The organism is Arthrobacter sp. 05L421, assembly GCF_056397785.1.
In genome coordinates this window covers 31,771-55,816 of the sequence record NZ_JBFTOC010000012.1, presented here as the reverse complement: position 1 = coordinate 55,816, position 24,046 = coordinate 31,771, and the positions used below count along the sequence as shown (strand labels likewise).

The following is a 24,046-nucleotide window of genomic DNA, read 5'->3' as shown; positions in this document are numbered from 1 at the left end:
CCCCGCAAACTATGAAAGAGTCTTTTCGTAAAAACGCCGGACGTATCCGATCCGTTATGCCCGGCGGCAAAGAAACGTGCCGAACCCTGCGGTGGTTGAGCCTGCATACAAGGCTCAACCACCGCGCGGGACACTTTATTCGGCCCCTCAGGCGACTCCGGAGTCGCCGCCCTCTGCCAAGTGGCGTTCAGCGGTTTCCACCACGTTGGCGAGGAGCATGGCGCGGGTCATGGGGCCCACTCCCCCGGGGTTCGGCGAGAGCCAGGCGGCGACGTCGGCCGCGGCGGGGTCAACGTCTCCGGTGACCACGGCCTTGCCGCTGCCGTCGTCCACCCGGCTGACCCCGACGTCGAGCACGATCGCGCCGGGCTTCAGGTCCCCGGCCTTGATCATGTGCGGCTGCCCGGCGGCGGCGATCACGACGTCGGCCTGCCGCAGTTCTGCCGGCAGGTCCACCGTTCCGGTGTGCGCCAGGATGACCGTGGCGTTGACGTCCTTGCGGGTCAGCAGCAGCCCCACCGGGCGGCCGATGGTGACGCCGCGGCCCACCACGAGGACGCGCTTGCCCTTGAGGTCGATCCCGTGCCGGGTCAGCAGTTCCACGCAGCCCTTGGGCGTGCAGGGCAGCGGGGACTTCATGGGTCCGCTGACGTTGGCCACCAGCCGGCCCAGGTTCATCGGGTGCAGGCCGTCGGCGTCCTTCTCAGGGTCCATGGCCTCCAGGATGACGTCCTGGTCGATGTGCTTGGGCAGGGGCAGTTGGACGATGTAGCCGGTGCACTCCGGGTTCTCGTTGAGTTCCCGGACCACGGCCAGCAGTTCTTCCTGTGTTGACTCTTCCGGCAGGTCGCGGCGGATGGACGTGATGCCCACCTCGGCGCAGTCCTTGTGCTTGCCGCCGACGTACCAGGTACTGCCGGGATCGGAGCCCACCAGGATGGTGCCCAGTCCGGGAGTGATGCCCTTGGCCTTGAGTGCGGCCACGCGCCCGGTCAGCTCGGCCTTGATGGCGGCGGCGGTAGCCTTGCCGTCAAGGATCTGCGCTGTTCTTGCAGTCTTAGCAGAAGTCATGGCCTACCACTGCTCGTGCTGCGGGTACAGCGGGAAGTCGACGGCGAGCTTGTCCACGCGGGCCTGCAGGGCCTCGATTTCCGTGGCGGCTCCGGACTTGAGCGCCGTGGCGATGATGTCCGCGACCTCGGTGAACTCCCCGGCGCCGAAGCCGCGGGTGGCCAGGGCCGGGGTGCCGATGCGCAGGCCGGAGGTGACCATCGGCGGGCGGGGGTCGAACGGTACCGCGTTGCGGTTCACGGTGATGCCCACCGAGTGCAAGAGGTCCTCGGCCTGCTGGCCGTCCAGCTGGGAGTTGCGCAGGTCCACCAGGACCAGGTGCACGTCGGTGCCGCCGGTCAGGACCGAGACGCCGGCCTCGGCGACGTCGGCCTGGCCGAGGCGCTCGGCGATGATTTTGGCACCTTCAAGCACGCGTTCCTGGCGCTCCTTGAATTCCTCGGTGCCGGCGATCTTGAAGGCCACGGCCTTCGCGGCGATCACGTGCATGAGCGGGCCTCCCTGCTGGCCGGGGAACACCGCGGAATTAAGCTTCTTGGCCCATTCCTGCTTGGCCAGGATCACGCCGGAGCGCGGGCCGGACAGCGTCTTGTGCACCGTGGAGGTGACGACGTCGGAGTACGGGACCGGGCTCGGGTGCAGTCCGGCGGCGACGAGGCCGGCAAAGTGCGCCATGTCGGTCCAGAGCAGGGCGCCGACCTCGTCGGCGATCGAGCGGAACGCCTCGAAATCGAGGTGCCGCGGGTAGGCGGACCAGCCGGCGATGATCACCTGGGGTTTTTCGGCGATGGCCTGCTCGCGCAGCTTGTCCATGTCGATCCGGAAGTCGCCTTCCTCGACCTGGTAGGCGGCCACGTTGTAGAGCTTGCCGGAGAAGTTCAGCTTCATGCCGTGGGTGAGGTGCCCGCCGTGGGCCAGGGAGAGGCCCAGGATCTTGTCGCCCGGGGTGATCATGGCGGCGAGTGCGGCGGCGTTGGCCTGCGCACCGGAGTGCGGCTGCACGTTGGCGTATTCGGCGCCGAAGAGTTCCTTGACCCGGTCGATCGCCAGCTGCTCGGCGACGTCGACATATTCGCAGCCGCCATAGTAGCGGCGTCCCGGGTAGCCCTCGGCGTACTTGTTGGTCAGGACGGAGCCCTGCGCTTCCATCACGGCGCGCGGAGCGAAGTTCTCGGAAGCGATCATTTCCAGGGTGCCGCGCTGGCGGCCCAGTTCCTGGGCCAGTACGGCGGCGATTTCCGGATCGAGTTCGGCCAGCGGCTGGTTGCTCACGGCGGCTGAGGTGGCGGTAGTAGTAGTCACGAGGAACTCCTGGTAGGCAACGGGTACGGCTATTGGTCAGGCTACCGGCTGGCCCGTTGCACCGCCTATGATTACGCGCTCCTTGCCAGCAGAACTGGCAGCGGACCGCGACAGCGGCAGTTGACACCCCGCGCGGGCGCCAGCAACGGTACGGCAGCGGTGATTGCTGCCGACCGGTAAGACATGACCCTCGGCCCAGGCGTACGATCCGTGGTCTTCGTGAGTGCCGCTCCCTGATGGTTAGCCATCCAACGCCAGTTGCGACGGGTTAACACTACCAAAACCCTTTCAGAACTGCCCCTGAAGCGCAGGTAGGCTGGTCCTCGTGACTGACGTAAACCTGACTGCCTCCTACATCCTGACCCTGTCCTGCCCGGACCGGCCCGGCATCGTGCACGCCGTCGCCGGAGCCCTGCTGGTGGCGGGCTGCAATATTACAGACTCCCAGCAGTACGGCAGCCAGGGCACCGGCACGTTCTTCATGCGGGTGGAGGCGACGACGGCGGCCGCCCAGGCGGAGCTGCAGGCGGCGCTCGAGCCCGTGGCGCAGGCCTTCGGGATGCAGTGGAGCCTCAACCCCGCCGGCCGGAAGGTCCGCACCCTGCTGATGGCGAGCACCTCGGCACACTGCCTGAACGATCTGCTGTTCCTGCAGCGCTCCGGCACCCTGCCGATCGAGATTCCGGCCATCGTGTCCAACCACCGCGACCTCGAGGGGTTGGCGGAGTTCTACGGCATCCCGTTCCACCACATCCCGGTCACCCCGGACACCAAGATCCAGGCCGAAGACGCCCTCCGCGTGCTGATGAAGGAGCACGACATCGAACTCACAGTCCTGGCCCGGTATATGCAGATCATCTCTGACGAGCTCTGCAACGACCTCACGGGCAAGGCCATCAACATCCACCACTCGTTCCTGCCCTCCTTCAAGGGGGCCAAGCCCTACCACCAGGCGCACGCCCGCGGGGTGAAGCTCATCGGCGCCACGGCGCACTACGTCACGGCCGCCCTGGATGAGGGACCGATCATCGAGCAGGAAGTGATCCGGGTGGACCACCGGCGCACCGCCGAGCAGTTCGTCCAGATGGGCCGCGACGTGGAGGGCCGTACCCTTGCCCAGGCCGTGCAGTGGCATGCTGAACACCGCGTCCTGCTCGACGGCAACCGGACGGTTGTCTTTAACTGAAACCGGTTCTTCACTAGAGCTATGGACTCCACCCGCAGGGACCGGCTCGAATCGTTCGTGGCGATGCTGAAGAACGAGGGCCGGCACGCAGTACTGGGGCTGGATTGCGGACAGGGCGCCGACGGGCTGCACTTTGTGCAGTCCGGCATCCATTTCATCGGCGTCGACCGGTCCGAGGAAAACATCCACATAGCCCGGGCTCACGGGCTGGAGGCCTCCGTGGCGGGCCCGGCATCGCTGCCGTTCGCCGACGCCGCGTTTTCCTCGGTGTGGGCGATGGACGCACTGTCAGGCCTGCCCCCCGAGGATTGGGACGACGTCGTCCGCGAACTTGGCCGGGTGGCCGAACCCGGCGCGCCAATCGCCGTCGTATTCCCCGTCCCCGACCCGCGCAGCCGCGGCGAGGGCTTCACGGTCCTCCGCTCCCCCGCCTGACCCAACTAGCTCGCAGCAGGGGCCGTTTTGGGCGCTCAAAACGGCCCCTGCTGCGAGCTAGTTGGGCCGGGAGGTGTCCTAGGCTGGGGGCATGGCTCCCCTCTACGCATTCGCCGGCACCGCCCCGGCCGTCCATGACTCCGCCTTCATCGCGCCCACGGCATCCGTGATCGGCAATGCCACCCTGGCCGAGAACTCGAGCGCCTTCTACGGCGTTTCCGTCCGCGCCGACACCGCCGCCATCAGTGTGGGCGCCGGCAGCAATCTGCAGGACAACGTGGTGCTGCACGCGGACCCCGGCTTCCCCTGCACGGTCGGCGCGCGGGTCAGCGTGGGCCACAGCGCCGTGGTCCACGGCTGCACGGTTGAGGATGACTGCCTGATCGGCATGAGCGCAACCATCCTCAACGGAGCCGTGATCGGCGCCGGATCCCTCATCGCCGCCGGTGCTGTGGTGCTGGAAGGCACTGTCATCCCGCCCCGCTCCCTCGTCGCCGGAGTTCCGGCCAAGGTCCGGCGCGAGCTCAGCGACGAGGAGTTCGCGGGCGTCCAGCACAACGCCGCCCACTACCAGGAACTGGCGCGCGCGCACCGCGAACTCCACAACGCCTGAGGAGCGCCCGCAAGAGCGCGACTGGCTCCTCCGGACTGACCGTTCGCGCCGCTCAGTCCAGGGCGATCGGACCCAGCTCGGCCAGCAGTTCGCCCGGTCCGGGGTTCCCGGTCAGGGTCCGGCCGCCGAGGTGGTTGACCACACCCCAGACCGCGTTCAGGCCGGTGGTGACGGCGCCTTCGGCCCAGCCCGCGGTGAAGGAGACGTCGTCCCCGGCGAGGAAGATCCCGCGCTGTTCGGCCGGCAGCCCGTCCTGCTTGAAGTGGGTGAAGAGCCGCTGCTGGTACCGGTAATGTCCTGGCAGGTTGGCCTTGAAGGCGCCCATGAAGTTGGGGTCGGCCTCCCAGGAGACCGTGATCGGCTGGCCCACGATGTGGCTGGCAATGTCGACGCCGGGGTAGATCTGCTCCAGCGAGTGCAGCATGAGTTCCGCCCGCTCGTCCGCGTCGAGTGACAGCCACTTCAGCGCGTCGTCGTTCCAGGTATAGGACAGCAGGATCACGGCCGGCTGGTCCGGACCGTTGTCCAGCAGGTACGTGGCCCGGTTCAGTCTGTCGGTCAGCGTCATGGACAGGACCTCGCGGCCGGTTTCCGGGTCGATGTCCTTCCAGAACGGCCGGTCCACCATGACGAAGGTCTTGGAGGACTGCATGTAGTGGGAGCGTTCGATCGCCGTCCACAGTTCCGCGGGGAACAGGGATTCGTCGGTGTGGATCCGCGTCGAGAGCAGCCACGACTGGCACGTGGTCACCACCGCCGGGTACGCGGATTCCCGTCCCCAGCGTTCGCGGATCCGGAAGTCGCCGCTGCCGTCTCGGGCGATGCGTTCCACCGCGCCCCGCGGGGCACCGGCGTGCAGGGATGCCAGGGACGTGCCGTCCGGCCAGTGGGCCATGCCCGACGGCGCATGCTCCCACAGCGCCTCCGGGAGCCGCTGCGCGCCGCCGGCGATGAGCCGGTGCTGGTCATCGGCGTCGGTGTAGACAACCCGGAGGATTTCAAGGATGGAGTTGGGGAAGTCAGTGTCCCAGCCGCCGGTGCCGAAGCCCACCTGCCCAAACGCCTCGCGATGGGCGAAGCCGGCTGCCTTGAAGGAGTCGCTGCCGGCGATGAAGCCGTAGAAGGTCTGCTCGTCCAGCTCCGGGAGCAGAGCGTTCCATAGTTCCTTGATCCGGCTGGTGTCCCGGGCCCGGATCGCTTCCTGCATTTCGGCGAACCGGGCGCCGTCGTTCACGGCCGCCTTCCACGCGTCCGCCACCTCGAGGAAGAACGGCGGAAGATCCGCGGCCGTCTCGGCGTAGTGCTTCTGGCCGGCGAGCTCGATCACCGTGCTGGAGGTGGCAGCCGCCAGCGGATTGGGGAACTCCTGGGTCTGAAGCCCGAGCAGGTCCACATAGTGGTAGAAGGCCTTGCCGGAGACTGGGAACCGCATGCCGCCGAGGTCGGCCACGATGCCCGGCGCGGACGGGAAGCTGGCGGTCCTCAGCCGGCCGCCGATCCTGTCGGCTTCATAGACCACCGGCCGCAGGCCCAGCTTCATGAGTTCATAGGCGGTGACCAGCCCGGACAGGCCGGCACCGACGACGGCGACCTCCGTCCCGTACAGTTCGGGCGGCACCGAGCCCAGGCCGTCGGGGTGGGCGAGGTAGTGGTCGTAGCTGAACGGGAAATCCGGATTCAGCATGGTGATGGGCGCCTCGGCCGGGATGGAAGCCGGTTTGGGGGCCGGCAGTTCGGTGGCGGTGGTCATGAGGTCTCTGCCTTCAGTTCCTGGGTGGTGTTGGCGGGTTGGTGGGTTGAAAGTTCACGGTATTCCTCGTGGCTCAGGGCCGCCACCCTGGAGTTCTTCCGTCCGTAGCCGAAGTACGCGGCCAGGCCCACGAGCATCCAGACACCGAAGACCGCCCAGGTCTCGGCGCCGAGGTTGGCCATGAGGTAGGCGCACATGAGGGCACCGAGAATCGGTGTCAGCGGGAAGAGCGGGACGCGGAAGCTGCGCGTGAGCTCGGGCCGGGTCCGCCGCAGGTGGATGACCGCCACGTTGACCAGGGCAAACGCGAACAGCGTGCCGATGCTGGTGGCGTCCGCGAGGGCGCCCAGCGGCACCAGGCCGGCAGTCAGTGCGACGGCGGTGCCCACGATCAGGGTTCCGGCAACCGGTGTGCCGGTGCGCGCCGAAACCCGGCCGAACACCCTGGGAACCAAGCCGTCGCGCGACATCGAGAGCAGGATCCGGGTCTGCCCGTAGAGGACGGTCAGCACGATGCTGGCGATGGCGAGCACGGCGCCGACGGCGAACACCAGGCCAACCCACGGCTGGCCGGTGATTTCCTCGAGGATTTTCACGAGGGCAGCCTCGGTGCCGTCGAACCAGCCCCACGGGCGGGCGCCGATGGCTGCGACGGCCACGAGGACATAGATGCTGGTGACGATCAGCATGGAGAGCAGGATGGCCCGCGGGAGGTCGCGCTTGGGGTTGCGGGCTTCCTCGCCGGCCGTGGAGGCGGCGTCGAAGCCGATGTAGGAGAAGAAAACCCGGGAGGCAGCGGCCGAGACGCCAGCGGCGCCCATCGGCATGAGGGGTTCAAAGTGTCCGCCGTTGAAGGCGGTGAAGGCCACTGCGCAGAAGAACAGCAGGATGCCGATCTTGACCAGGACGATCGCCGTGTTGATCCAGGCGCTCTCCTTGGCACCGCGGACCAGCAGCACCATGGCCAGGACCACAATGACGATTGCCGGCACATTCAGCAACCCGCCGGCTCCCGGCGGCTGGGACATGGCGTCCGGAAGGGCCAGGCCAAAGACAGCCAGGGCCTCGTTGACGTACTGGCCCGCGCCGACCGCGACGGCGGCCACGGAGACGGCGTATTCCAGCACCAGGCACCAGCCGCAGATCCAGGCCATGCCCTCGCCCATGGTGGCGTAGGTGTAGGAGTAGCTGGACCCGGCGGCCGGGACCAGTCCGGCCATCTCCGCATAGGACACGGCAGAGAGCAATGCAGCGAGCCCGGCAATGGCAAAGGAGATCCAGATGGCCGGGCCCGCGAGTGGCACCGATTCGCCCAGGACCACCAGGATGCCGGTGCCGAGCGTGGCGCCGACGCTGATCATGGTCAGCTGGAGCACACCGAAGCTGCGGACCAGCCGCGTGCCGCCGTGCCCGTCTTCGGCCTCGCTGACCAGCTGCCCGATCGGCTTGCGGCGCATCAGCTGGGCGGCGAGCCCGGGACGGCCGGCGGCGGCCCGCGGGCGTTCCCCGATCAGAGTTGGCACAGTCATCGTTGACGTCCTTAGCTTCAGTAATGGTCGGTTTCCCCTGACCACCCTAGGCGTGTGAGCCACCTCTCACGGTTGTGCAAAATGACCTGTATTCTTCAGTCATGAGACTTAATGCACCGTCAGACCGTCGGCCAGCCGGGCTGGACAGGGGCAGCAGCCGTGGTTGCTGAGGACTCCGAGCGGTTTGGCTTCGTCACGCTGGCGCAGTTCCTGCGCCAGCTGCCGGAGCTCGGCGTCCTGCACGACGGCGGCAACGGGGATGAGCGCCTGCGCTGGGTAGAGCCAAGCGAGCTGGACGACCCGACTCCGTACCTGCTCGACGGCGAGTTCCTGCTCACCGCCGGGCTGCCGTTCGCGGGGGACGGGGGCGGCGAGGAATCGGTGGATGCCTACGTGCGGCGCCTGGTCGAGGCCCGGGTCGGCGCCCTCGGATTTGGCCTGGAACCGTACTTCGAGGCCGTGCCGGATACCGTGGTCCGGGCCTGCCGCCGGCACGACCTCACCTTGGTGTCCATTCCGGGGTCCATCCCGTTTGCCGCGCTGGGTCTCGAATTCTCCCGGCTCCTTGAGTCAGACAACGCAAAGACCTTTCGCCAGCTGGCCGATACCAACCGGCAGCTCATGCGGGCGGTCTTGTCGGCACGCCCGGAGCACGAGCTCCTCGCGGCCCTGGTCCAGCGCGTCCCGGTCTGGGCCGTGTTAGTCGGGGCCGACGGGCGGGCGCGGGCCCGGGGTGCGGGCAACTCCCCCGGCCCGCACGCCGCAGGCGGCATTGCCGGCGCCGTGCCAGGAGTTGATTCCGCCGCCTTGCAGCCGTTGCTTGCCCGGCTGCTCGCCGGCAGCGGACCCCGGGTGGAGATGGATTCATTCGACGCCGCCGGCTCATTGCTGGTCTTCGGATATCCGCTGCGCAGCACCCGGGACGCCAACCTCGGCGCGCTTGTCCTGGGCACGGACGCCCCGCTAACCCCGGCCCAGAACAGCGTGGTCTCCACCGCCGTCGGGCTGCTGGAACTGCTGGTGCGGCAGCGCACAAGCGGTTCCCTGGCCCCCAGCCAGCTTGCCACGGCGCTGCTGTTGCATCCGGAAAGTGTGGCCTCGGGAACGGCACGGCAGGTCAACGGCCTGAAGGACCTGCTGGCCCAAAGCATTTCCTCCACCCGGTCCGGGCAGCTGCGGGTGGTGCAGGGCGTCCGGGTGGACGCCGCCGCGGGCAGCGACCGGACGGCCGCCGGACCGCGCCACGCGGGCGAGGGCCCGGTGCGGGAGCTGCTGGAATGGCGCAGGCTGTTCGACACCAAACTCGTGGAGCACACCGACTACGGCTTTGCCGCCATCACCCGGCTGAAGGTTGACGACGCCCTGCTCGCCGAGGTGGAGCGGCTCGGCTGGCGCCTTGTGATCGGCAGCGGCAGCGAATTCGCGGGCCTGGCGGACGCCTACCAACTCGCGTCCTCGCTGCGCAACCGGGTCCTGACCAGCCGCCGGAGCGTCCGGGCGGATGAGGTCACCTGGTCGGTGACGGGCCTGCTGGGCTCCGAGGCCGGCACCATGCTGGCGGACCGTCTGCTGGCCCCCGTGCTCGCGCTCGAGCCGGAGCGCCGCGACGCACTGCTGGGCATTCTGCGGGCCTGGCTTGGTGAAAACGGCAGCTGGGACGCCACGGCGAAGTCCACGGGGCTGCATCGCAACAGCGTCCGCCGGCAGATCGGCGTCATCGCCGAACTGCTGGACCTGGATCTCAATCAGGCCCAGGCCCGCGCGGAGCTGTGGATTGCCCTCCAGTACATCGCCCACCAGGACCAGCGCGGGTCCGGGTTGCCCGACGCCGCGGCCGCCGTCGCTGCAGCTGCCGCCTCACCCGCCCGCGGTCATCCCGCCGGTCAGATGCCCCAGGAACGGTAAATGTCGGGGCGGCGGTCGCGCAGATAGGCCACGGCGTCGTCTTCATCTTCTGCCCTGCCCGCGGCGGCGCTCACAGCGCCTCCCAGCTCGGCAAACAGCAGTTCCGTCCCGGGGCCGGCCGCGGCAAGGACCGTGCCGTCCGCGCCCGCCACGATGCTGCCGCCGCGGAAGTCGCAGCCCGCCTCCTCGCCGGTGTGGTTGGCGTACGCCACCGTCATCTGGTTCTCCAGCGCCCTGGCCCGGACCAGCACCTGCGGCACGGCCTCGAATCCGCCGGACAGTGCCGTCGGCACCAGCAGCAGCTCGGCGCCGCGCACGGCGGCGGCCCGCGCGGACTCGGGAAACTCGATGTCGTAGCAAATGGCCAGGGCCGTTTTAAGTCCATGAAAATCCACCACCCCGGGGGCTGCGGCGGCCGGGGCAAACGCTGCGCGCTCCTCGGGCCCGAAGAGGTGCACCTTGTCATAGCTGAGGAGCTCGTCGCCGGATTCGTCAACCAGAGTGGCGGAGATGTGCCATTCTCCCGCGGGCGTCACGGCGGGGAGACTGTAAACCAAGGCGATGCTGTTGCGCCGGGCAATGCCCGCCAGCTCCTCCCGGAGCCCCGGCAGCATGCCGGGATCGAAGGACGCCCGCAGCCTGCGCGGCGCATAGCCCACGGGAAAAAGTTCCGGCGTGAGCAGCAGCTGCGCGCCAGCGGCGGACGCCGCGCGCGCCGCCTCCTGCACCGCCGCACAGTTCGCCTTCATGTCCAGCACGGCAGCGTTCGCCTGCAACAGGGCCAGCAGCATCATTACCACCTCAGGATTTCCGGGCACGTCGGCAGCACCGCTGCGGACTCTCGTATTCAGCGTAGCCGCGGCCCGGGAAACCGCATTTGGTGCATTTCCGCCCGCGTGGCCGACCAACAGGGCGGAACGTCCCACCGGTGAAGGGAGGGAGGGAGGACGGCGAGCCCGGTCCCCGGAATCTCCACGATGCCGTTATCAATGCGTTAACTTCTTGACTACAAGCTGCTGATGCGTCACGCTTCATAGCATGCCCTCACCAACGCGCTCAACGAGGAGCCGAACCAAGAACCCCGGATCGCAGTCCGCCCTCCGGCATCTGAACCAGCAGCGGATCATCGAATGCCTCCTCGCGGGCCCTTCCACGCAGGCTGAACTGGCCCGCCAGACCGGCCTGTCGACGGCCACCGTCTCCAACATCGTCAAGATCATGCAGGACGCCGGGCTGGCCTCCACTGAACCCATCACCAGCTCCGGCCGGCGCGCCCTGAACGTCCGGCTCAACAGCAACGGAGCCGTCGCCGTCGGGATCGACTTCGGCCGCCGCCACCTGCGCGTCGTGCTGGCCTCGCTCAGCTACCACGTCATCGCCGAACAGTCGGTGCTGCTGCCCCTCGGCCACCACGCCGAGGAGGGCATCCAGGCAGCCGTCGGCGTGCTGGACCGGCTGCTCGCGGACAGCGGCGTGGAGCGCAGCGCCCTGGTGGGTGCCGGCGTCGGAATTCCCGGCCCCATCGACCGCCGCACCGGCACCGTCGCGCAGGGCGCGATCCTGCCCGAATGGGTGGGGATCAATATCCTCAAACGCCTCGAAGAAGCGCTGGAACTGCCGGTCTTCGTGGACAACGACGCCAACCTGGGGGCCCTGTCCGAGGTCACTTGGGGGCCGCACAGCGGCATCAGCAACCTGATGTTCCTCAAGATCGGCTCGGGCATCGGCGCGGGGCTGATCCTCAACGGAATCCCCTATTACGGCAACGTCGGCATCACTGGGGAAATCGGCCATGCCACCATCCACGAGCACGGGCTGATCTGCCGCTGCGGGAACCGCGGCTGCCTGGAAACCATCGCCTCCACCACCACCATGATCGAGCTCCTCGGCCGCGGCGAGGACCGGCCGCTCGCACCCGGCGACATCGTGCGCAAAGCCTTGGAACGGGACTCCGCGACACTCCGCGTGGTGGACGACGCCGGGCTCGCCGTCGGACGCGCCCTGGGCAACGTGGCGAACCTGATCAACCCGGAAGTGATCGTGGTGGGTGGGCCGCTGGCAGGACTCGGCGATCTCCTTTTGGACCCGATCCGGCGCGGCCTGATTCGCCATGCGGTGCCGGTTGTCGGCGAGACAACCACCCTCACAATGTCGTCCCTGGGCGACCGGGCCGAGGCCCTCGGGGCCACGGCTTTGGTCTTCCAGCACGCCGGAATCCGGCGAAACTAACCATTTCGTTATCCGCTCGTTGCGTTAAAGACTTGACGACAAGGGCGTGATCCAGTTTACTTTTCCATCAGACGGCCCTGCGGTTTGCAGGGGCGGACAACGAAGTCATGCATTGGAGGCGTAAGGGCACATGACGTCCCTCAACACGCACAGTGATCCGCTAATCCTCGAGATGCGCTCCATCACCAAGGAATTCCCCGGCGTTAAAGCTTTGGCCGATGTGAGCCTGCGGGTGAAGGCCGGCGAGATCCACGCCATCTGCGGTGAGAACGGCGCCGGGAAGTCGACCCTGATGAAGGTGCTCTCTGGGGTCTACCCCTTCGGCACCTACACGGGCGACATCGTGTACCAAAACGAGGTCCAGGAGTTCAAGGACATCCGGGCCAGCGAACACGCCGGAATCGTGATCATCCACCAGGAACTCGCGCTCATCCCCGAGCTGTCGATCATGGAGAACATCTTCCTCGGCAACGAGCCCACCAAGCGCGGCGTGATCGACTGGGCCGAGGCCCGGCTGCGGTCCACCGAACTGCTGGCACGGGTGGGGCTGCGCGAGGACCCGGACACCCCCATCAAGGAGATCGGCGTCGGCAAGCAGCAGCTCGTCGAGATCGCCAAGGCCCTGAACAAGTCGGTGAAGCTCCTGATCCTGGACGAGCCCACGGCGGCGCTGAATGAGTCCGACTCCCAGCACCTGCTGGACCTCATGCTGGGCCTGAAGGGCCGCGGCATCACCTCGATCATCATTTCGCACAAGCTCAACGAGATCGAACAGATCGCGGATGAGATCACGATCATCCGTGACGGCAAGTCGATCGAGACCCTGAACGTCGTGGCCGACGGCGTCGACGAGGACCGCATCATCAAGGGCATGGTGGGCCGGACGCTCGAATCCCGGTTCCCGGACCACGAGCCGAAGATCGGCGACGTCCTCTTCGAGGTGAAGAACTGGAACGTCGGGCACCCGGCGATCCAGGACCGCCTGGTGTGCAAGAACTCCAGCTTCTTCGTCCGCCGCGGCGAGATCGTCGGGTTCGCGGGTTTGATGGGGGCCGGGCGCACCGAGCTGGCCCGGTCCGTGTTCGGCCGCTCCTACGGCCGCTTCATCTCCGGCCATGTCTACAAGGACGGCAAGGAGCTGCAGCTCAAGAGCGTGCGGCAGGCGATCGACGCCGGGCTGGGCTACGTCACGGAGGACCGCAAGTCCTTGGGCCTGAACCTGCTCGACGACATCAAGGCCACCACGGTCTCGGCGAACCTGCGCAAGATCAGCAAGCGCTTCGTGGTGGACGCGAACAAGGAATACGCCGTCGCGGAGGAATACCGGAAGTCGCTGCGGACCAAGACGCCCTCCGTGGAGGAAGGCGTCGCGAAGCTCTCCGGCGGCAACCAGCAGAAGGTCGTGCTGGCGAAGTGGATGTTCACCGACCCGGACGTGCTGATCCTGGACGAGCCCACCCGCGGGATCGACGTCGGGGCCAAGTACGAGATCTACGGCATCATCCAGAAGCTGGCCAACGAGGGCAAGGCCGTGATCGTCATTTCCTCGGAACTGCCCGAGCTGCTGGGCCTCTCGGACCGGATCTACACGATTTTCGAAGGCGCCATCACCGGCGTGCTGGACAAGGACCAAGCCAGCCAGGAAAACCTCATGAAACTCATGACATCCGCCCGCAAAACCGCCTGACCCTTTGGGACCAACCAGAACAATCCGAACACCCCGGACACAAGGACTGAAACAATGAACGCGCTCAAGAAGCTCTTTGGCGGCAACACCCGCCAATTCGGCATGATCTTCGCCCTGGTTGCGCTGATCGTGTTCTTCGAGATTTTCACGGAGGGCCGCACGCTCACGTCGGGCAACGTCATCAACCTCTTCAACGGCAACTCCTACATCCTGATCCTCGCCATCGGCATGGTGCTGGTCATCATCGCCGGCCACATCGATCTCTCCGTCGGCTCCGTCGCGGCCTTCGTGGGCGTCTGCGTGGCCCTCTTCATCCGCGACTGGGGACTGCCCTGGTACATCGGCGTCCTGATGGGGCTGGGGCTTGGCGTCCTGATCGGAATGTGGCAGGGATTCTGGGTGGCCTACGTCGGCATTCCGGCGTTCATCGTGACACTGTCGGGCATGCTGATCTTCCGCGGCGCCAACCAGTTTGTCGGCAAGTCGAACACCATCCCGGTCCCGACGGATTTCCAGTACATCGGCTCCGGCTACCTGCCTGAATTCGGCCCGAATACCGGCTACAACAATCCCACCATGCTCATTGGCCTGATCGCCGTCGCGTACATGATCTTCAGCGAGATCCGGTCCCGCCGCAACGCCAAGAAGCTCGGCGCCGAGGTCTCCGAAACCTGGGTCATGATCCTCAAACTTGTACTGGTCAGCGGCGCCATCCTCTACGCCACCTACCTCTTCGCCACCGGCCGGCCGGGCACGTCCTTCCCGGTGCCGGGCCTGATCCTCGCCGTCCTGATCCTCGTGTACGGCTTCATCTCCTCCAGGACCGTCATCGGCCGCCACATCTACGCGGTCGGCGGCAACCGGCACGCCGCCGAGCTCTCCGGCGTCCAGTCCAAGAAGGTCAACTTCCTGGTCATGATGAACATGTCCTTCCTGGCCGGCCTCGCCGGGATGATCTTCGTCGGCCGCTCCACCGCCTCCGGCCCGTTTGACGGCGTCGGCTGGGAACTGGACGCCATCGCGGCTGTCTTCATCGGCGGCGCCGCAGTCACCGGCGGCGTGGGCACCGTGATCGGCTCGATCATTGGTGGCCTCGTCATGGCCGTGCTGAACAACGGCCTCCAGCTGCTCGGCGTCGGCGCCGACCTCACCCAGATCATCAAGGGCCTGGTCCTGCTGATCGCCGTGGCGTTCGACGTCTACAACAAGTCCCAGGGCAAGAGGTCCGTGGTGGGCATGCTCATGAAGAACTTCGGCCGCAGCAGCGAGATCAAGGCCGACGAGACCACGTCCACCAAAGAGGTCATCTCCAAGGGAGCCTGAGAGGCTCCCCTGGTCCACGTTTCCCCGATTTCTCCGCACACCACCAAAAGAAAGTGAACCAAGCAATGCGAATGATTGGTAAAGCAGGAAAGGCAGCAGCAATCGCTGCTATTGCGGCACTGGCGCTGACAGCCTGCGGCCGTTCCGACACCGGGACTACCGGCGGCTCGAGCTCCGGAGGCGAAGCATTCCCGAAGGGCTCCGCGATCGGCGTCGCACTCCCCCAGAAGACCTCCGAAAACTGGGTCCTGGCGGAGCAGCTGTTCAACGACGGTCTCACCAAGGCCGGCTACAAGCCGGACGTGCAGTTCGCCAACGGCGGCGTTTCGGAGCAGCAGAACCAGATCAGCGCCATGATCACCAAGGGTGACAAGGTCATCATCGTCGGTGCCATCGACGGTGCACAGCTGGGCACCCAGCTCAAGCAGGCCAAGGACGCCGGCGCCACGATCATCGCCTACGACCGTCTGCTCCTGAACACCCCGGACGTGGACTACTACGTGGCCTACGACAACTTCAAGGTCGGTGAACTCCAGGGCAAGGCGCTGCTGGACGGCATGAAGGGCAAGAAGCCGTCAGGCCCCTACAACATCGAGCTTTTTGCAGGATCCCCTGATGACGCCAACGCGAAGGTCTTCTTCGACGGCGCCATGAGCGTCCTGAAGCCGAAGATCGACGACGGTACCCTGAAGGTCCTCTCCGGCCAGACGACCTTCGAACAGGCCGTCACCCAGGGCTGGAAGGCCGAGAACGCCCAGAAGCGCATGGACACCCTGCTCGCCGGAACCTACGGCAGCGCACCGCTCGACGGCGTGCTGTCCCCGAACGACACGCTGGCCCGCGCGATCATCACCTCCGTCAAGGCCGCCGGCAAGCCGATCCCGATCGTCACAGGCCAGGACTCCGAGGTTGAGTCCGTCAAGTCCATCATGGCGGGCGAGCAGTACTCCACCATCAACAAGGACACCCGCGCGCTCGTTGAGCACTCGATCGTCATGGTCAACGACATCCAGGCAGGCAAGAAGCCGGAGATCAACGACGACAAGTCCTACAACAACGGCAACAAGGTTGTTCCGGCGTACCTGCTGGAGCCGGTCATCGTGACCAAGGACAACGTCCACACTGCCTACGTCAACGACCCGGTACTCGGACCGATCACCAAGCAGTAGTTCCCGCCCCGGCACGCGCCAGTCGCGCGCCAGGCAACAGAGCCCCGGCTCCCCCGCAAGGGAGGGCCGGGGCTCTTGCGTTGCCGGGGCCCCTGCGTTGGCCGGGGCTTCTGCGTTGGCCGGGACGCGCTGGCTCGCTCCTCGGCGGTGGCGCTGCCTGCCGCAATCCGCTTCACAGCGGACACATAGCTTCACAGCGGACACATAGCTTCACAGCGAGGTTCGCACAGCGGGCCGTACCAGTGTGGGACCAGCGCCGGGCATCGGGTCCGGCAAGAGGCACCCAAGAGACACCCAAGAAAAACTAGGAGTACCGTGAGCGTTCTTGCCCGGAGTGTAGGCAACGCCTTTCGAAACAAGGTCAGGACGGCGGCCGTGGTGGCCGTCCTGGCCGTAGCCATCGGACTTGCCCTGGCCATGCTCGTGGCCAACCAGGCCGTCACCGGCAAGGTGGCCGAGCTGAACGCCTCCGTGGGCACGGTCCTGACCGTGAACCCGGCCGGCGGCCAGGGCTTCGAGGGCGGCGGCGAGCCGCTGACCGCGGCACAGGCCGCCACAGCGGCGGCCGTCCCCAACGTCAGCAGCGTGGTGGGCACCAAGGCACTGCGCCTGCGCAACGCCGTTGAGATTGCCGCCGAGGCGGCGTCCGGACGGACAGGCCAAGGCGGCCCTGGCGGGCAGTCGGCCACGACCGTCACCACGAGCCTCAAGGCCGCCGTCGACGCCGGCACGCTCGGCAACCGTAACCAAGCCAGTACCGGCACCACCGGAAGCACCGCATCCGGAACCGGCACTACCGCGGCCGCCCCCGCCTTCTCGCTGCCCATCACCGCAACGGGCATTGGCGCCGAAGTGGATCCACCGGAAAGGCCCTGCAGTTGACGCAGGGCACCGGCCTGGGCACCTACACCGCCGCGTCCACCGGCGCCCTGCTGGGCACCACGCTGGCGGAGAAGAACGGCCTCAAAGTGGGCTCGACCTTCACCATCCAGGACGAGACCTTCACCGTGCACGGCCTGTTCGACGCCGGCACCGCCTTCGGCAACAATGCCCTCTATGTGACGCTTCCGACCGCCCAGACCCTCGCCGCGCTGCCGGGCGAACTCTCCACCATGATCGTCACGGTCAACAGCATGGAAAACGTCGATTCGGCCAAGACCGCCCTGCAGGCGGCACTCGGCTCCGGCAAGGCCGACGTCACCCAGGGCCAGCGGAACCTTGCGACCGCCGTCAGCTCGCTGGACAGCGTCAAGAATATTTCCTTCATCGCCTTCGTTGCTGCCCTTGGCACGGCCGGCCTGATCATCCTCCTGATCATGGTCATGCTGGTCCGCGAACGCCGCCGCGAGATCGGCGTGCTGAAGGCCATCGGTGCCCCTAACCGCACCATCGGCCTGCAGTTTGTGCTGGAGGCCCTCGTGCTGGTGGCCCTGGGCAGCGTGGTGGGCGCCGCCGTCGCCTCCCTCGCGAGCGGCGGCATTGCCAGCGCCCTTATCAGCTCAAGCAGCTCCAGCACCATCAGAAGCGCGGCGACGGGCCAGCGCGGCGGCGCTGGCGGCTTTCCGGGCGGCGGCTTCCCCGGCGGCCAGGGCGGACCGTTCGGCGGGGCCAGCCAGCTGCTGACCTCCGTGACGGCGAGCGCCTCTCCCGGCGTCATTGCCGCGGGCATCGCCGCGGTGTTCGGCGTCGCCATCCTCGGCGCCCTCGTCCCCGCCCTGCTCACCGCCCGCATCCGTCCCATCGAAGTCCTCCGAGGAGAGTAGCCATGATCGAAGTCAAGAACCTGGTCCGCACGTTCAAGTCCGGCGACCGGACCATCAAGCCGGTAAACGATGTCAGCTTCGAGCTCGAACAGGGCACGCTGGCCTCGATCGTGGGCAAGAGCGGCAGCGGCAAGAGCACCCTGCTCTCCTTGCTCGGTGCGTTGGACAAGCCGACCAGCGGCGATGTGGTGGTCAACGGCGTGAGCCTGGCCAGCATGCCGGACGGGAAGCTGACCAACTACCGGCGCCGGGACATCGGATTCGTGTTCCAGCAGTTCAACCTGATTCCGAATCTCTCGGCCGTGGACAACGTGATGCTGCCAATGGAATTTGCCGGGATGCGCAAGGCTGCCCGGGCCGAGCGGGCCCGGCAGCTGCTCGAACAGGTCCAGCTCGATCCGGACAAGCACGTCCGGCGCATCAACCGGCTCTCCGGCGGCGAGCAGCAGCGCGTGGCGATTGCCCGGGCGCTGGCGAACGAACCCAAGCTGATCCTGGCCGATGAGCCCACCGGCAACCTGGACGAACAAACCGGCGAGCACATCATCGAACTGCTCAGCACGCTCAGCCGGGACCACAACACCACCATCCTGGTGGTCACCCACGATCGCGCCCTGGCCAACAAAACGGACCGGCGCTTCCGGCTCCAGCAGGGCCGGCTCACGGAGGAACCGGCCCGGACCCGTGCGACGGCGGCCCTCACCAGCTAAGCCTGCCCTTCGTCGCTGCGCGGCGTCGCTGCGGCGCCGAAGTGGTGTCGGAGCTGCGGACGACCGAACTGCGGCGGAAGTCAGGACTGCGGGCGGGCCTTGGGGGCCCGCCCGCAGTTCCGGCGTCGACACGTCTGACCCGAACCTCCTGAATTGAACCTCCGGCGCTGAACAGCCGGCGCTGAAGCTCCGGCGTGCCACGGCCGACCACACCGCGGCCCGTCCGCCCCGGGTGAGAAGATGGCACCATGTCTGACCTCATCGCGAAACCGTGGCTGTTCAGCCAGCCGGACCAGGATCCCCGCACAGCCACCGGCGCCCGGCTGCGCTGGGGCATCGTCGCCACCGGCGGGATCGCCGCTGCGGTCACCCGCGACCTGGAACTTCTGGCGGATGCGGAACTGTTCGCTGTCAGCTCCCGCACCCAGGCGGCGGCGGACGCGTTCGCAGCCGACTACGGCTTTGTGCGCTCCTACGGTGATCGGGACGGCGTGAGCGGTTACGCCCGCCTGCTCGCCGACGACGGCGTCGACGTCGTCTACGTCGCCACGCCACACGCCCACCACCACAAGATCGCCCTTGCCGCCCTGAACGCCGGCAAGCATGTGCTGTGCGAGAAGGCCCTCACCGTCAACGCACGGGAAGCCGCCGAGCTGATTGCAGTGGCTCGGGCAAACGGCCTGTTCCTGATGGAGGCGGTGTGGAGCAGGTTCCTGCCCAGCATGCAGCGGGCGTTCGAGATCGCTGCCTCGGGCGAGATCGGCGCGGTCAAGTGGGTGGGCGCGGATCTCGGCTTTCCGGCACCGTACTCGCCCGCCTCCCGGCTCTGGGCGCCCAAGGATGGCGGCGGCGCCCTGCTGGATCTGACGGTCTACCCGCTGCTCTGGGCACTTGGCACCCTGGGGTTTCCGCAAACTGTCAGCGCCACAGGTTGGCTCAATGATGAAGGCGTGGACGCGCAGAATGCCTTGACGCTTGGCTACCACCACGGCGCGCAGGCCCAGCTGACGTCCTCGTTGCTGGCGCACGGGCCGCGCACAGCCACCGTCGCCGGCAGCCAGGGCTTCCTCCAGACGTCCGGTTCCATCAACAACCCCAAGGAACTGCAGGTCAGGATCGGCTTCGACGATCCCCGGACCGAGCTGTTTGCGGTGGTCGGGCGGGGCTACACGTACGAACTGCGGGAGGTCACGCGGTGCATCCAGCATGGACTCACCGAGAGTCCGGTCATGCCACTGGAGGACTCCCTGAACACCATGAGGCTTTTCGACGGTGTGCGCGCGCAACTCGGGGTGACCTACCCGAACGACGTCCACTGAACACGTCCCGCGGACACCTTCGCGAGCGCATTCCGAGGGTCTCGGTATGCCTACAGTTTCCGTTCCGCTCTGGACTCTCCCGTTGGGGCCGACTTACCCTGTAGGCAATCGTCCAGTCTTCGGGGAGCGGGGGTGCGCGCATGGATCCAGCAGCAGCGTCCTCCCGCGCGGGCCGCACCCTGCGTCGCATGCTCCCCATGCGCCCCTTGCGCCGCATGCTCTTTGTCGCCGTCGCCGGTGCCGCATGGCTGACCCTTTCCGGCACGGCCGCACAAGCGGATGACGCGTGCACGTTAGCCGGGACGGCCGACGCCGCCGGCGACAGAGCGGCGGCCGCCGAGTGCAGGAACGCCGACGGCCTCCCCGTTCCCTCCCTCGACGGCCTGGCCTCCGTGGATATCGCTCCGGCCCCGCCGGGCACATGGTCCGCTGGTGCTGTTCCGGGCCCACGACCGGATGTCTCGGACGTTGCTCCCGCCGACGCTTACCATCCCGCGCAGGCTGACCCGGGCTCGGCGGCTCCGGTTCCGGATTCCCCACCGTCCGCCACGGTGCCCGCGGCACCCGGCCCGACTCCAGCGGCGGTCGACCCGGCGCTCCCCGATCCGGCAGTGACCCCGCCAGTGGTGGACCCCGACGTCCCTGGTGTGGATCCTTCCGTCCCGGACCCTGTTGTTGTCCCACCGGTCGTTGTCCCACCGGCCGTGGACCCCGCGGCACCGGATCCCGGCGTTGTTCCGCCGGTTGTAGACCCCACGGTTCCGGTTCCTGATCCAGCCGCCCCGCTGCCCGGTGTCCCCGCGGCCGTGCCGCCAGGCGGTGTCGTTCCGGGCGGTGACGTTCCAGGCGGTGTCGTTCCGGGCGGTGGCCCCGCGGCCGTGCCGCCGGGCGGTGTCGTTCCGGGCGGTGTCGTTCCGGGCGGTGTCCCAGCGGGGACGCCAGTGGGGACGCCGGCAGCCATCGACGGCGCATCGACGTCGGCTGGCGCTTCCGCCGGTACCGGAAAAGCAGGTACCGGAAAAGCAGGCACCGCCCACTCATCCGCACCGCGGCAGCCGTCGCCCGATTCCACCGGTCCCGATGCGGCCCGTCCCCTCGAGGCATACCAGTCCCAGATTGCACCAGTAGCCTATGGCTCCTGGCTGATGCCTGAACCTCGGGCAGCGGCAGCGGCACCTGTCCGGCTGGGCGCGGCCCCTTCGGCTGACCGCCCTGCCGGGACTGGCGCCCAGCCGGCTCCCTCCGGGAACCCGGGCCCGAGCCCGAGCCCGAGCCCGAGCCCGTGGCATGGCGGCACGGGCCTGCCAGCCCCGGAAGCACTCCCGCCTGCGCCGGGCTCGGGGTCCGGGAACGGGAACTCCCCCAACGGGCCAGGCGGAACGGCTGCGTGGATGCCCAGCCTGTTCTTCTACCTGCCCACGATCGGGGCCGACCCCATCGGCGGTCCGCTCCAGCACGAGTACGCAGCCGTTTGCGCTGATCCCGGTTCTTCTCCTGACTAGTCGGGCCGTCTCTGCCTCCACAGAGCACGGCCCGTCGGGCTGCCTTGGCCGCCCGCTAACAGTCACCCAGGAGAATTCCCAATGGACTCGACCGTCCACCGCCCGGTTCCCGGTACCCCAATTCCCGCCAGCCTGACCCTGTCAGCGCCACCATCGCTCACGTGCTCCGCCTCAGGGCCACCACCGTCCATACCCTCCAAATCCATGCCCTCCCCATCAGCGCCTTGGCTGACCGGAGAAGTGCGGGCAAGAGTAGGGCGGGCCCGGGGACGACGCGCTCCCGCGTATCCTGAGCATTCCGGTCCGCAGCCGCGCCCCGGCTGCAAACCCCGGCCGCCCTAACGCAGGCCTCTGCTCCCGTCGAGTCGCGTAACCGCCGGAGCGAGGTCGTTGGGTCCGCTGGGGGACCCAACGGCCTGCTCTGGCTCCGGCGGAAGGGCGCCGGCGGGTGAACGGCCGGCCTGGCAATGCCGTTCATTGCCGGGTCAGGTGCGTCTGCCCCACCGAGCGGATCTGCCGAACGAACAGAAGCGGATACTAATTGCCCTTATCATTCTTTAGGAGCGCCGCCAGTGCGCATACGGAAGGTATGGGGACATTGTGGACAGTTCGCCCAACAGCGTCACGGCCGAGCCCTTGGGCGGCCGCTATCAGCTGGGGGAAGTGATTGGCCGGGGCGGCATGGCTTCGGTCTACACCGCCAAGGACCTGAACCTTGGCCGGGACGTTGCCCTGAAACTCTTCGCACCTCAATCGGCCGATCCTGACGAGCTTCGCCGGCAGGAAGCAGAGATCCAACTGCTGGCGACCCTGAACCATCCAAGCCTGGTGACGCTGTTCGACGCCGGGACGGACACCCGGATTCCCGAGGAGCCCCGGCCCTTCCTGACCATGGAGCTTGTGGACGGCCAGGATCTGCGGACCCGGATTCGTCACAGCCCCCTGCCCCTTGACGAGTTGGCCGTGGTGGGCGCCGGGATCGCCGACGCCCTCGCCTACGTCCATGGCCTCGGCATCGTTCACCGGGACATCAAGCCCGCCAACATCCTCCTGGTGCCGGTCCGGCCGGGAGAGCCGTTTCGGCCCAAGCTGACGGACTTCGGCATCGCCCGAATCATCGACGGGACCCGGCTTACAGCCACGGGAACCATGGTGGGGACCGCCGCCTATCTCAGCCCGGAACAGGCCCGCGGCGCCGACCTCGGTCCGGCGAGTGACATCTACTCCCTGGGCCTGGTCCTGCTCGAATGCCTCAAGGGCGAAGTGGAGTACCCGGGCAGTGCCGTTGAATCCGCCGTGGCCCGCTTGCACCGGGCGCCGGTCATTCCGGACGCCGTGCCCGGGGAGTGGGCCCGCCTTATCCAGGCCATGACAGTCCTCGAACCCTCGGACCGCCCCTCGGCCGCCGAACTTGAGGCAGCCTTCCGGACGGCCCTCGTTTCCCCGGGTTCCCTGCCGGGGCCCGTCAGTGCGGAAACCACACGGATACTCCCAGCCCCGCCCGCAAGGCGGCCCCGCCGGCCCCGGCCCCGGCCCGAAGGCGCAGCTGCAGCTGCAGCTGCAGCGGGGACACGCCCCCTGAACTGGCTGGACCCGGAGGCTTTGCCGCCCCGGCCGCGCCACCGTCCCTCGCATAACCGCCCGCCGCTAAACCGCGCTGCCGCATGGTTCCTCCGGGCCCGGCTCCGCACTCGCGTGGCCCTGCTGCTCGCCGTGCTGGCAATTCTTGCTGTCGGGGCAACAGTGGCGCTCGCCCTGTCCGCCCCTCCTGCCCCCGACGTCGTCCCCTACCCCACCGTCACGGGGCCGCTCGGCGATCATCTGAAGGATCTGCAGAAGGGCGTGGAACCGTGAGCCCTTCGCGAACAGCCGGGCACCACCGCAGCCGTCCCAGGCATCGGATGCCTGCAGCTCTCCTCGCAGGACTGCTGGCAGCCGGGGCGCTGGCCGGGTGCGGTCCTGCCCCCGAGCTGGGCCGCGGCGCGGCCAGCCAACTGCAAACCCAGGTCCTGGCCGTCAGCCAGGCTGCGGCCGCCAATGATCGCGCCGGTGCCCTGAAGCACCTCGACGAACTGCTGACCCGCTTGGATGCCGCCGCCGCGAGCGGCGAGGTGTCGTTCAGACGGCACCAGAGCATCAAGTCGTCGATCGACGCCGTCCGGGCAGACCTGGTCGCGCAGCAGGCGGCGGCCGAGGCAGCCCGAAAGGCGGCGGAAACAGCTGCGGCTAAACAAGCTGCCGCGGCTCAAGCGGCCGCGAAGGCTGCCCCGGCCGCCGTCGCCCCTGCCCCGGCCGCCGTCGCCCCTGCGCCGGCCCGGGCGCCAGCCGCCAACGGTAGCGGGAGCGCGAAGGGCAAGCCGAAAGACAAACCGAAGGAGAAAGGGAAGGGCAAGGGGTGAGGCAGGAGTTACACGCTGCCTCACCGGTGTCAGGACACTTGGGTCGGCAACGCGTCGGCACGGCCGCAGACCGACCGTGACGCTTCCGCCGCCGCCATCCTCAGCCTGCTTACTATTTCGGCGGAAGCCCGCTAGCGTGGAGGAACGGCTTTAT

The 24,046-nt window shown here is 67.8% G+C and carries 18 protein-coding genes and 1 pseudogene; 14 read left to right on the top strand and 5 right to left on the bottom strand.

Annotation, left to right across the window (positions count from 1 at the left end):
- Positions 1–147: 147 nt before the first annotated feature.
- The gene (locus tag AC1DKQ_RS14575; protein ID WP_476883792.1) at positions 148–1,071 is read right to left on the bottom strand and encodes a bifunctional methylenetetrahydrofolate dehydrogenase/methenyltetrahydrofolate cyclohydrolase; all 924 of its coding nucleotides are present in this window, start codon (positions 1,069–1,071) and stop codon (positions 148–150) included.
- Between the two features lie 3 nt (positions 1,072–1,074).
- On the bottom strand, positions 1,075–2,373 hold the full coding sequence (glyA, locus tag AC1DKQ_RS14570) for a serine hydroxymethyltransferase (protein WP_476919384.1): 1,299 nt from the start codon (positions 2,371–2,373) through the stop codon (positions 1,075–1,077).
- 325 nt (positions 2,374–2,698) lie between these two features.
- Between glyA and purU the strand changes: the two genes are divergently transcribed.
- The 3 genes from purU (at position 2,699) to AC1DKQ_RS14555 (ending at position 4,607) form a co-directional block, all read left to right on the top strand.
- Positions 2,699–3,559, top strand: coding sequence for a formyltetrahydrofolate deformylase (gene purU, locus AC1DKQ_RS14565; protein WP_476883794.1), 861 nt, complete (start codon positions 2,699–2,701; stop codon positions 3,557–3,559).
- Positions 3,560–3,580: 21 nt separating this feature from the next.
- On the top strand, positions 3,581–3,994 hold the full coding sequence (locus AC1DKQ_RS14560; protein ID WP_476919383.1) for a class I SAM-dependent methyltransferase: 414 nt from the start codon (positions 3,581–3,583) through the stop codon (positions 3,992–3,994).
- A 91-nt stretch (positions 3,995–4,085) separates the two neighbouring features.
- Complete coding sequence (locus AC1DKQ_RS14555) at positions 4,086–4,607, top strand: gamma carbonic anhydrase family protein (protein WP_476883796.1); 522 nt, start codon at positions 4,086–4,088, stop codon at positions 4,605–4,607.
- Positions 4,608–4,659: 52 nt separating this feature from the next.
- On the opposite strand, the gene AC1DKQ_RS14550 is transcribed toward AC1DKQ_RS14555, so the two are convergent.
- Together AC1DKQ_RS14550 and AC1DKQ_RS14545 are read right to left on the bottom strand one after the other, a co-directional pair.
- The gene (locus AC1DKQ_RS14550; protein WP_476919382.1) at positions 4,660–6,357 is read right to left on the bottom strand and encodes a flavin monoamine oxidase family protein; all 1,698 of its coding nucleotides are present in this window, start codon (positions 6,355–6,357) and stop codon (positions 4,660–4,662) included.
- Entirely contained in the window at positions 6,354–7,886 is a 1,533-nt protein-coding gene (locus AC1DKQ_RS14545; RefSeq protein WP_476919381.1) for an amino acid permease, read from the bottom strand. Before AC1DKQ_RS14545 ends, AC1DKQ_RS14550 begins: the two co-directional genes overlap by 4 nt.
- Positions 7,887–7,997: 111 nt before the next feature.
- Between AC1DKQ_RS14545 and AC1DKQ_RS14540 the strand changes: the two genes are divergently transcribed.
- On the top strand, positions 7,998–9,791 hold the full coding sequence (locus tag AC1DKQ_RS14540) for a PucR family transcriptional regulator (protein WP_476919380.1): 1,794 nt from the start codon (positions 7,998–8,000) through the stop codon (positions 9,789–9,791).
- Here the strand turns inward: AC1DKQ_RS14540 and AC1DKQ_RS14535 are convergent.
- Positions 9,770–10,585: a nitrilase-related carbon-nitrogen hydrolase gene (locus AC1DKQ_RS14535; RefSeq protein WP_476919379.1), complete on the bottom strand. Its 816-nt coding sequence runs from the start codon at positions 10,583–10,585 to the stop codon at positions 9,770–9,772. The two genes, AC1DKQ_RS14540 and AC1DKQ_RS14535, sit on opposite strands and share 22 nt — an antisense overlap.
- A 244-nt stretch (positions 10,586–10,829) precedes the next feature.
- Here AC1DKQ_RS14535 and AC1DKQ_RS14530 point away from each other — a divergent pair, with 244 nt between their 5' ends.
- The 10 genes and pseudogenes from AC1DKQ_RS14530 to AC1DKQ_RS14485 all read left to right on the top strand — a co-directional run bounded on the left by AC1DKQ_RS14530 (position 10,830) and on the right by AC1DKQ_RS14485 (position 23,892).
- On the top strand, positions 10,830–12,020 hold the full coding sequence (locus AC1DKQ_RS14530; RefSeq protein WP_476883800.1) for an ROK family transcriptional regulator: 1,191 nt from the start codon (positions 10,830–10,832) through the stop codon (positions 12,018–12,020).
- 130 nt (positions 12,021–12,150) lie between these two features.
- The gene (gene mmsA, locus AC1DKQ_RS14525; RefSeq protein ID WP_476883801.1) at positions 12,151–13,707 is read left to right on the top strand and encodes a multiple monosaccharide ABC transporter ATP-binding protein; all 1,557 of its coding nucleotides are present in this window, start codon (positions 12,151–12,153) and stop codon (positions 13,705–13,707) included.
- Positions 13,708–13,761: 54 nt separating this feature from the next.
- A complete protein-coding gene (mmsB, locus tag AC1DKQ_RS14520) occupies positions 13,762–15,030 on the top strand; it encodes a multiple monosaccharide ABC transporter permease (RefSeq protein WP_476883802.1) in 1,269 nt (422 codons plus the stop codon).
- A 65-nt stretch (positions 15,031–15,095) separates the two neighbouring features.
- Positions 15,096–16,199, top strand: a complete 1,104-nt coding sequence (locus AC1DKQ_RS14515) for a substrate-binding domain-containing protein (protein WP_476883803.1) — start codon at positions 15,096–15,098, stop codon at positions 16,197–16,199.
- Between the two features lie 315 nt (positions 16,200–16,514).
- Positions 16,515–17,962, top strand: a pseudogene (locus tag AC1DKQ_RS14510) (ABC transporter permease).
- 2 nt (positions 17,963–17,964) lie between these two features.
- Positions 17,965–18,672, top strand: a complete 708-nt coding sequence (locus AC1DKQ_RS14505; RefSeq protein ID WP_476883805.1) for an ABC transporter ATP-binding protein — start codon at positions 17,965–17,967, stop codon at positions 18,670–18,672.
- Between the two features lie 248 nt (positions 18,673–18,920).
- On the top strand, positions 18,921–19,991 hold the full coding sequence (locus tag AC1DKQ_RS14500) for a Gfo/Idh/MocA family protein (RefSeq protein WP_476919378.1): 1,071 nt from the start codon (positions 18,921–18,923) through the stop codon (positions 19,989–19,991).
- 140 nt (positions 19,992–20,131) lie between these two features.
- The gene (locus tag AC1DKQ_RS14495; RefSeq protein ID WP_476919377.1) at positions 20,132–21,493 is read left to right on the top strand and encodes a hypothetical protein; all 1,362 of its coding nucleotides are present in this window, start codon (positions 20,132–20,134) and stop codon (positions 21,491–21,493) included.
- A 597-nt stretch (positions 21,494–22,090) separates the two neighbouring features.
- Positions 22,091–23,347, top strand: a complete 1,257-nt coding sequence (locus tag AC1DKQ_RS14490; protein ID WP_476919441.1) for a serine/threonine-protein kinase — start codon at positions 22,091–22,093, stop codon at positions 23,345–23,347.
- A 47-nt stretch (positions 23,348–23,394) separates the two neighbouring features.
- Complete coding sequence (locus AC1DKQ_RS14485; protein WP_476919376.1) at positions 23,395–23,892, top strand: mucin-associated surface protein; 498 nt, start codon at positions 23,395–23,397, stop codon at positions 23,890–23,892.
- Positions 23,893–24,046: the final 154 nt, after the last annotated feature.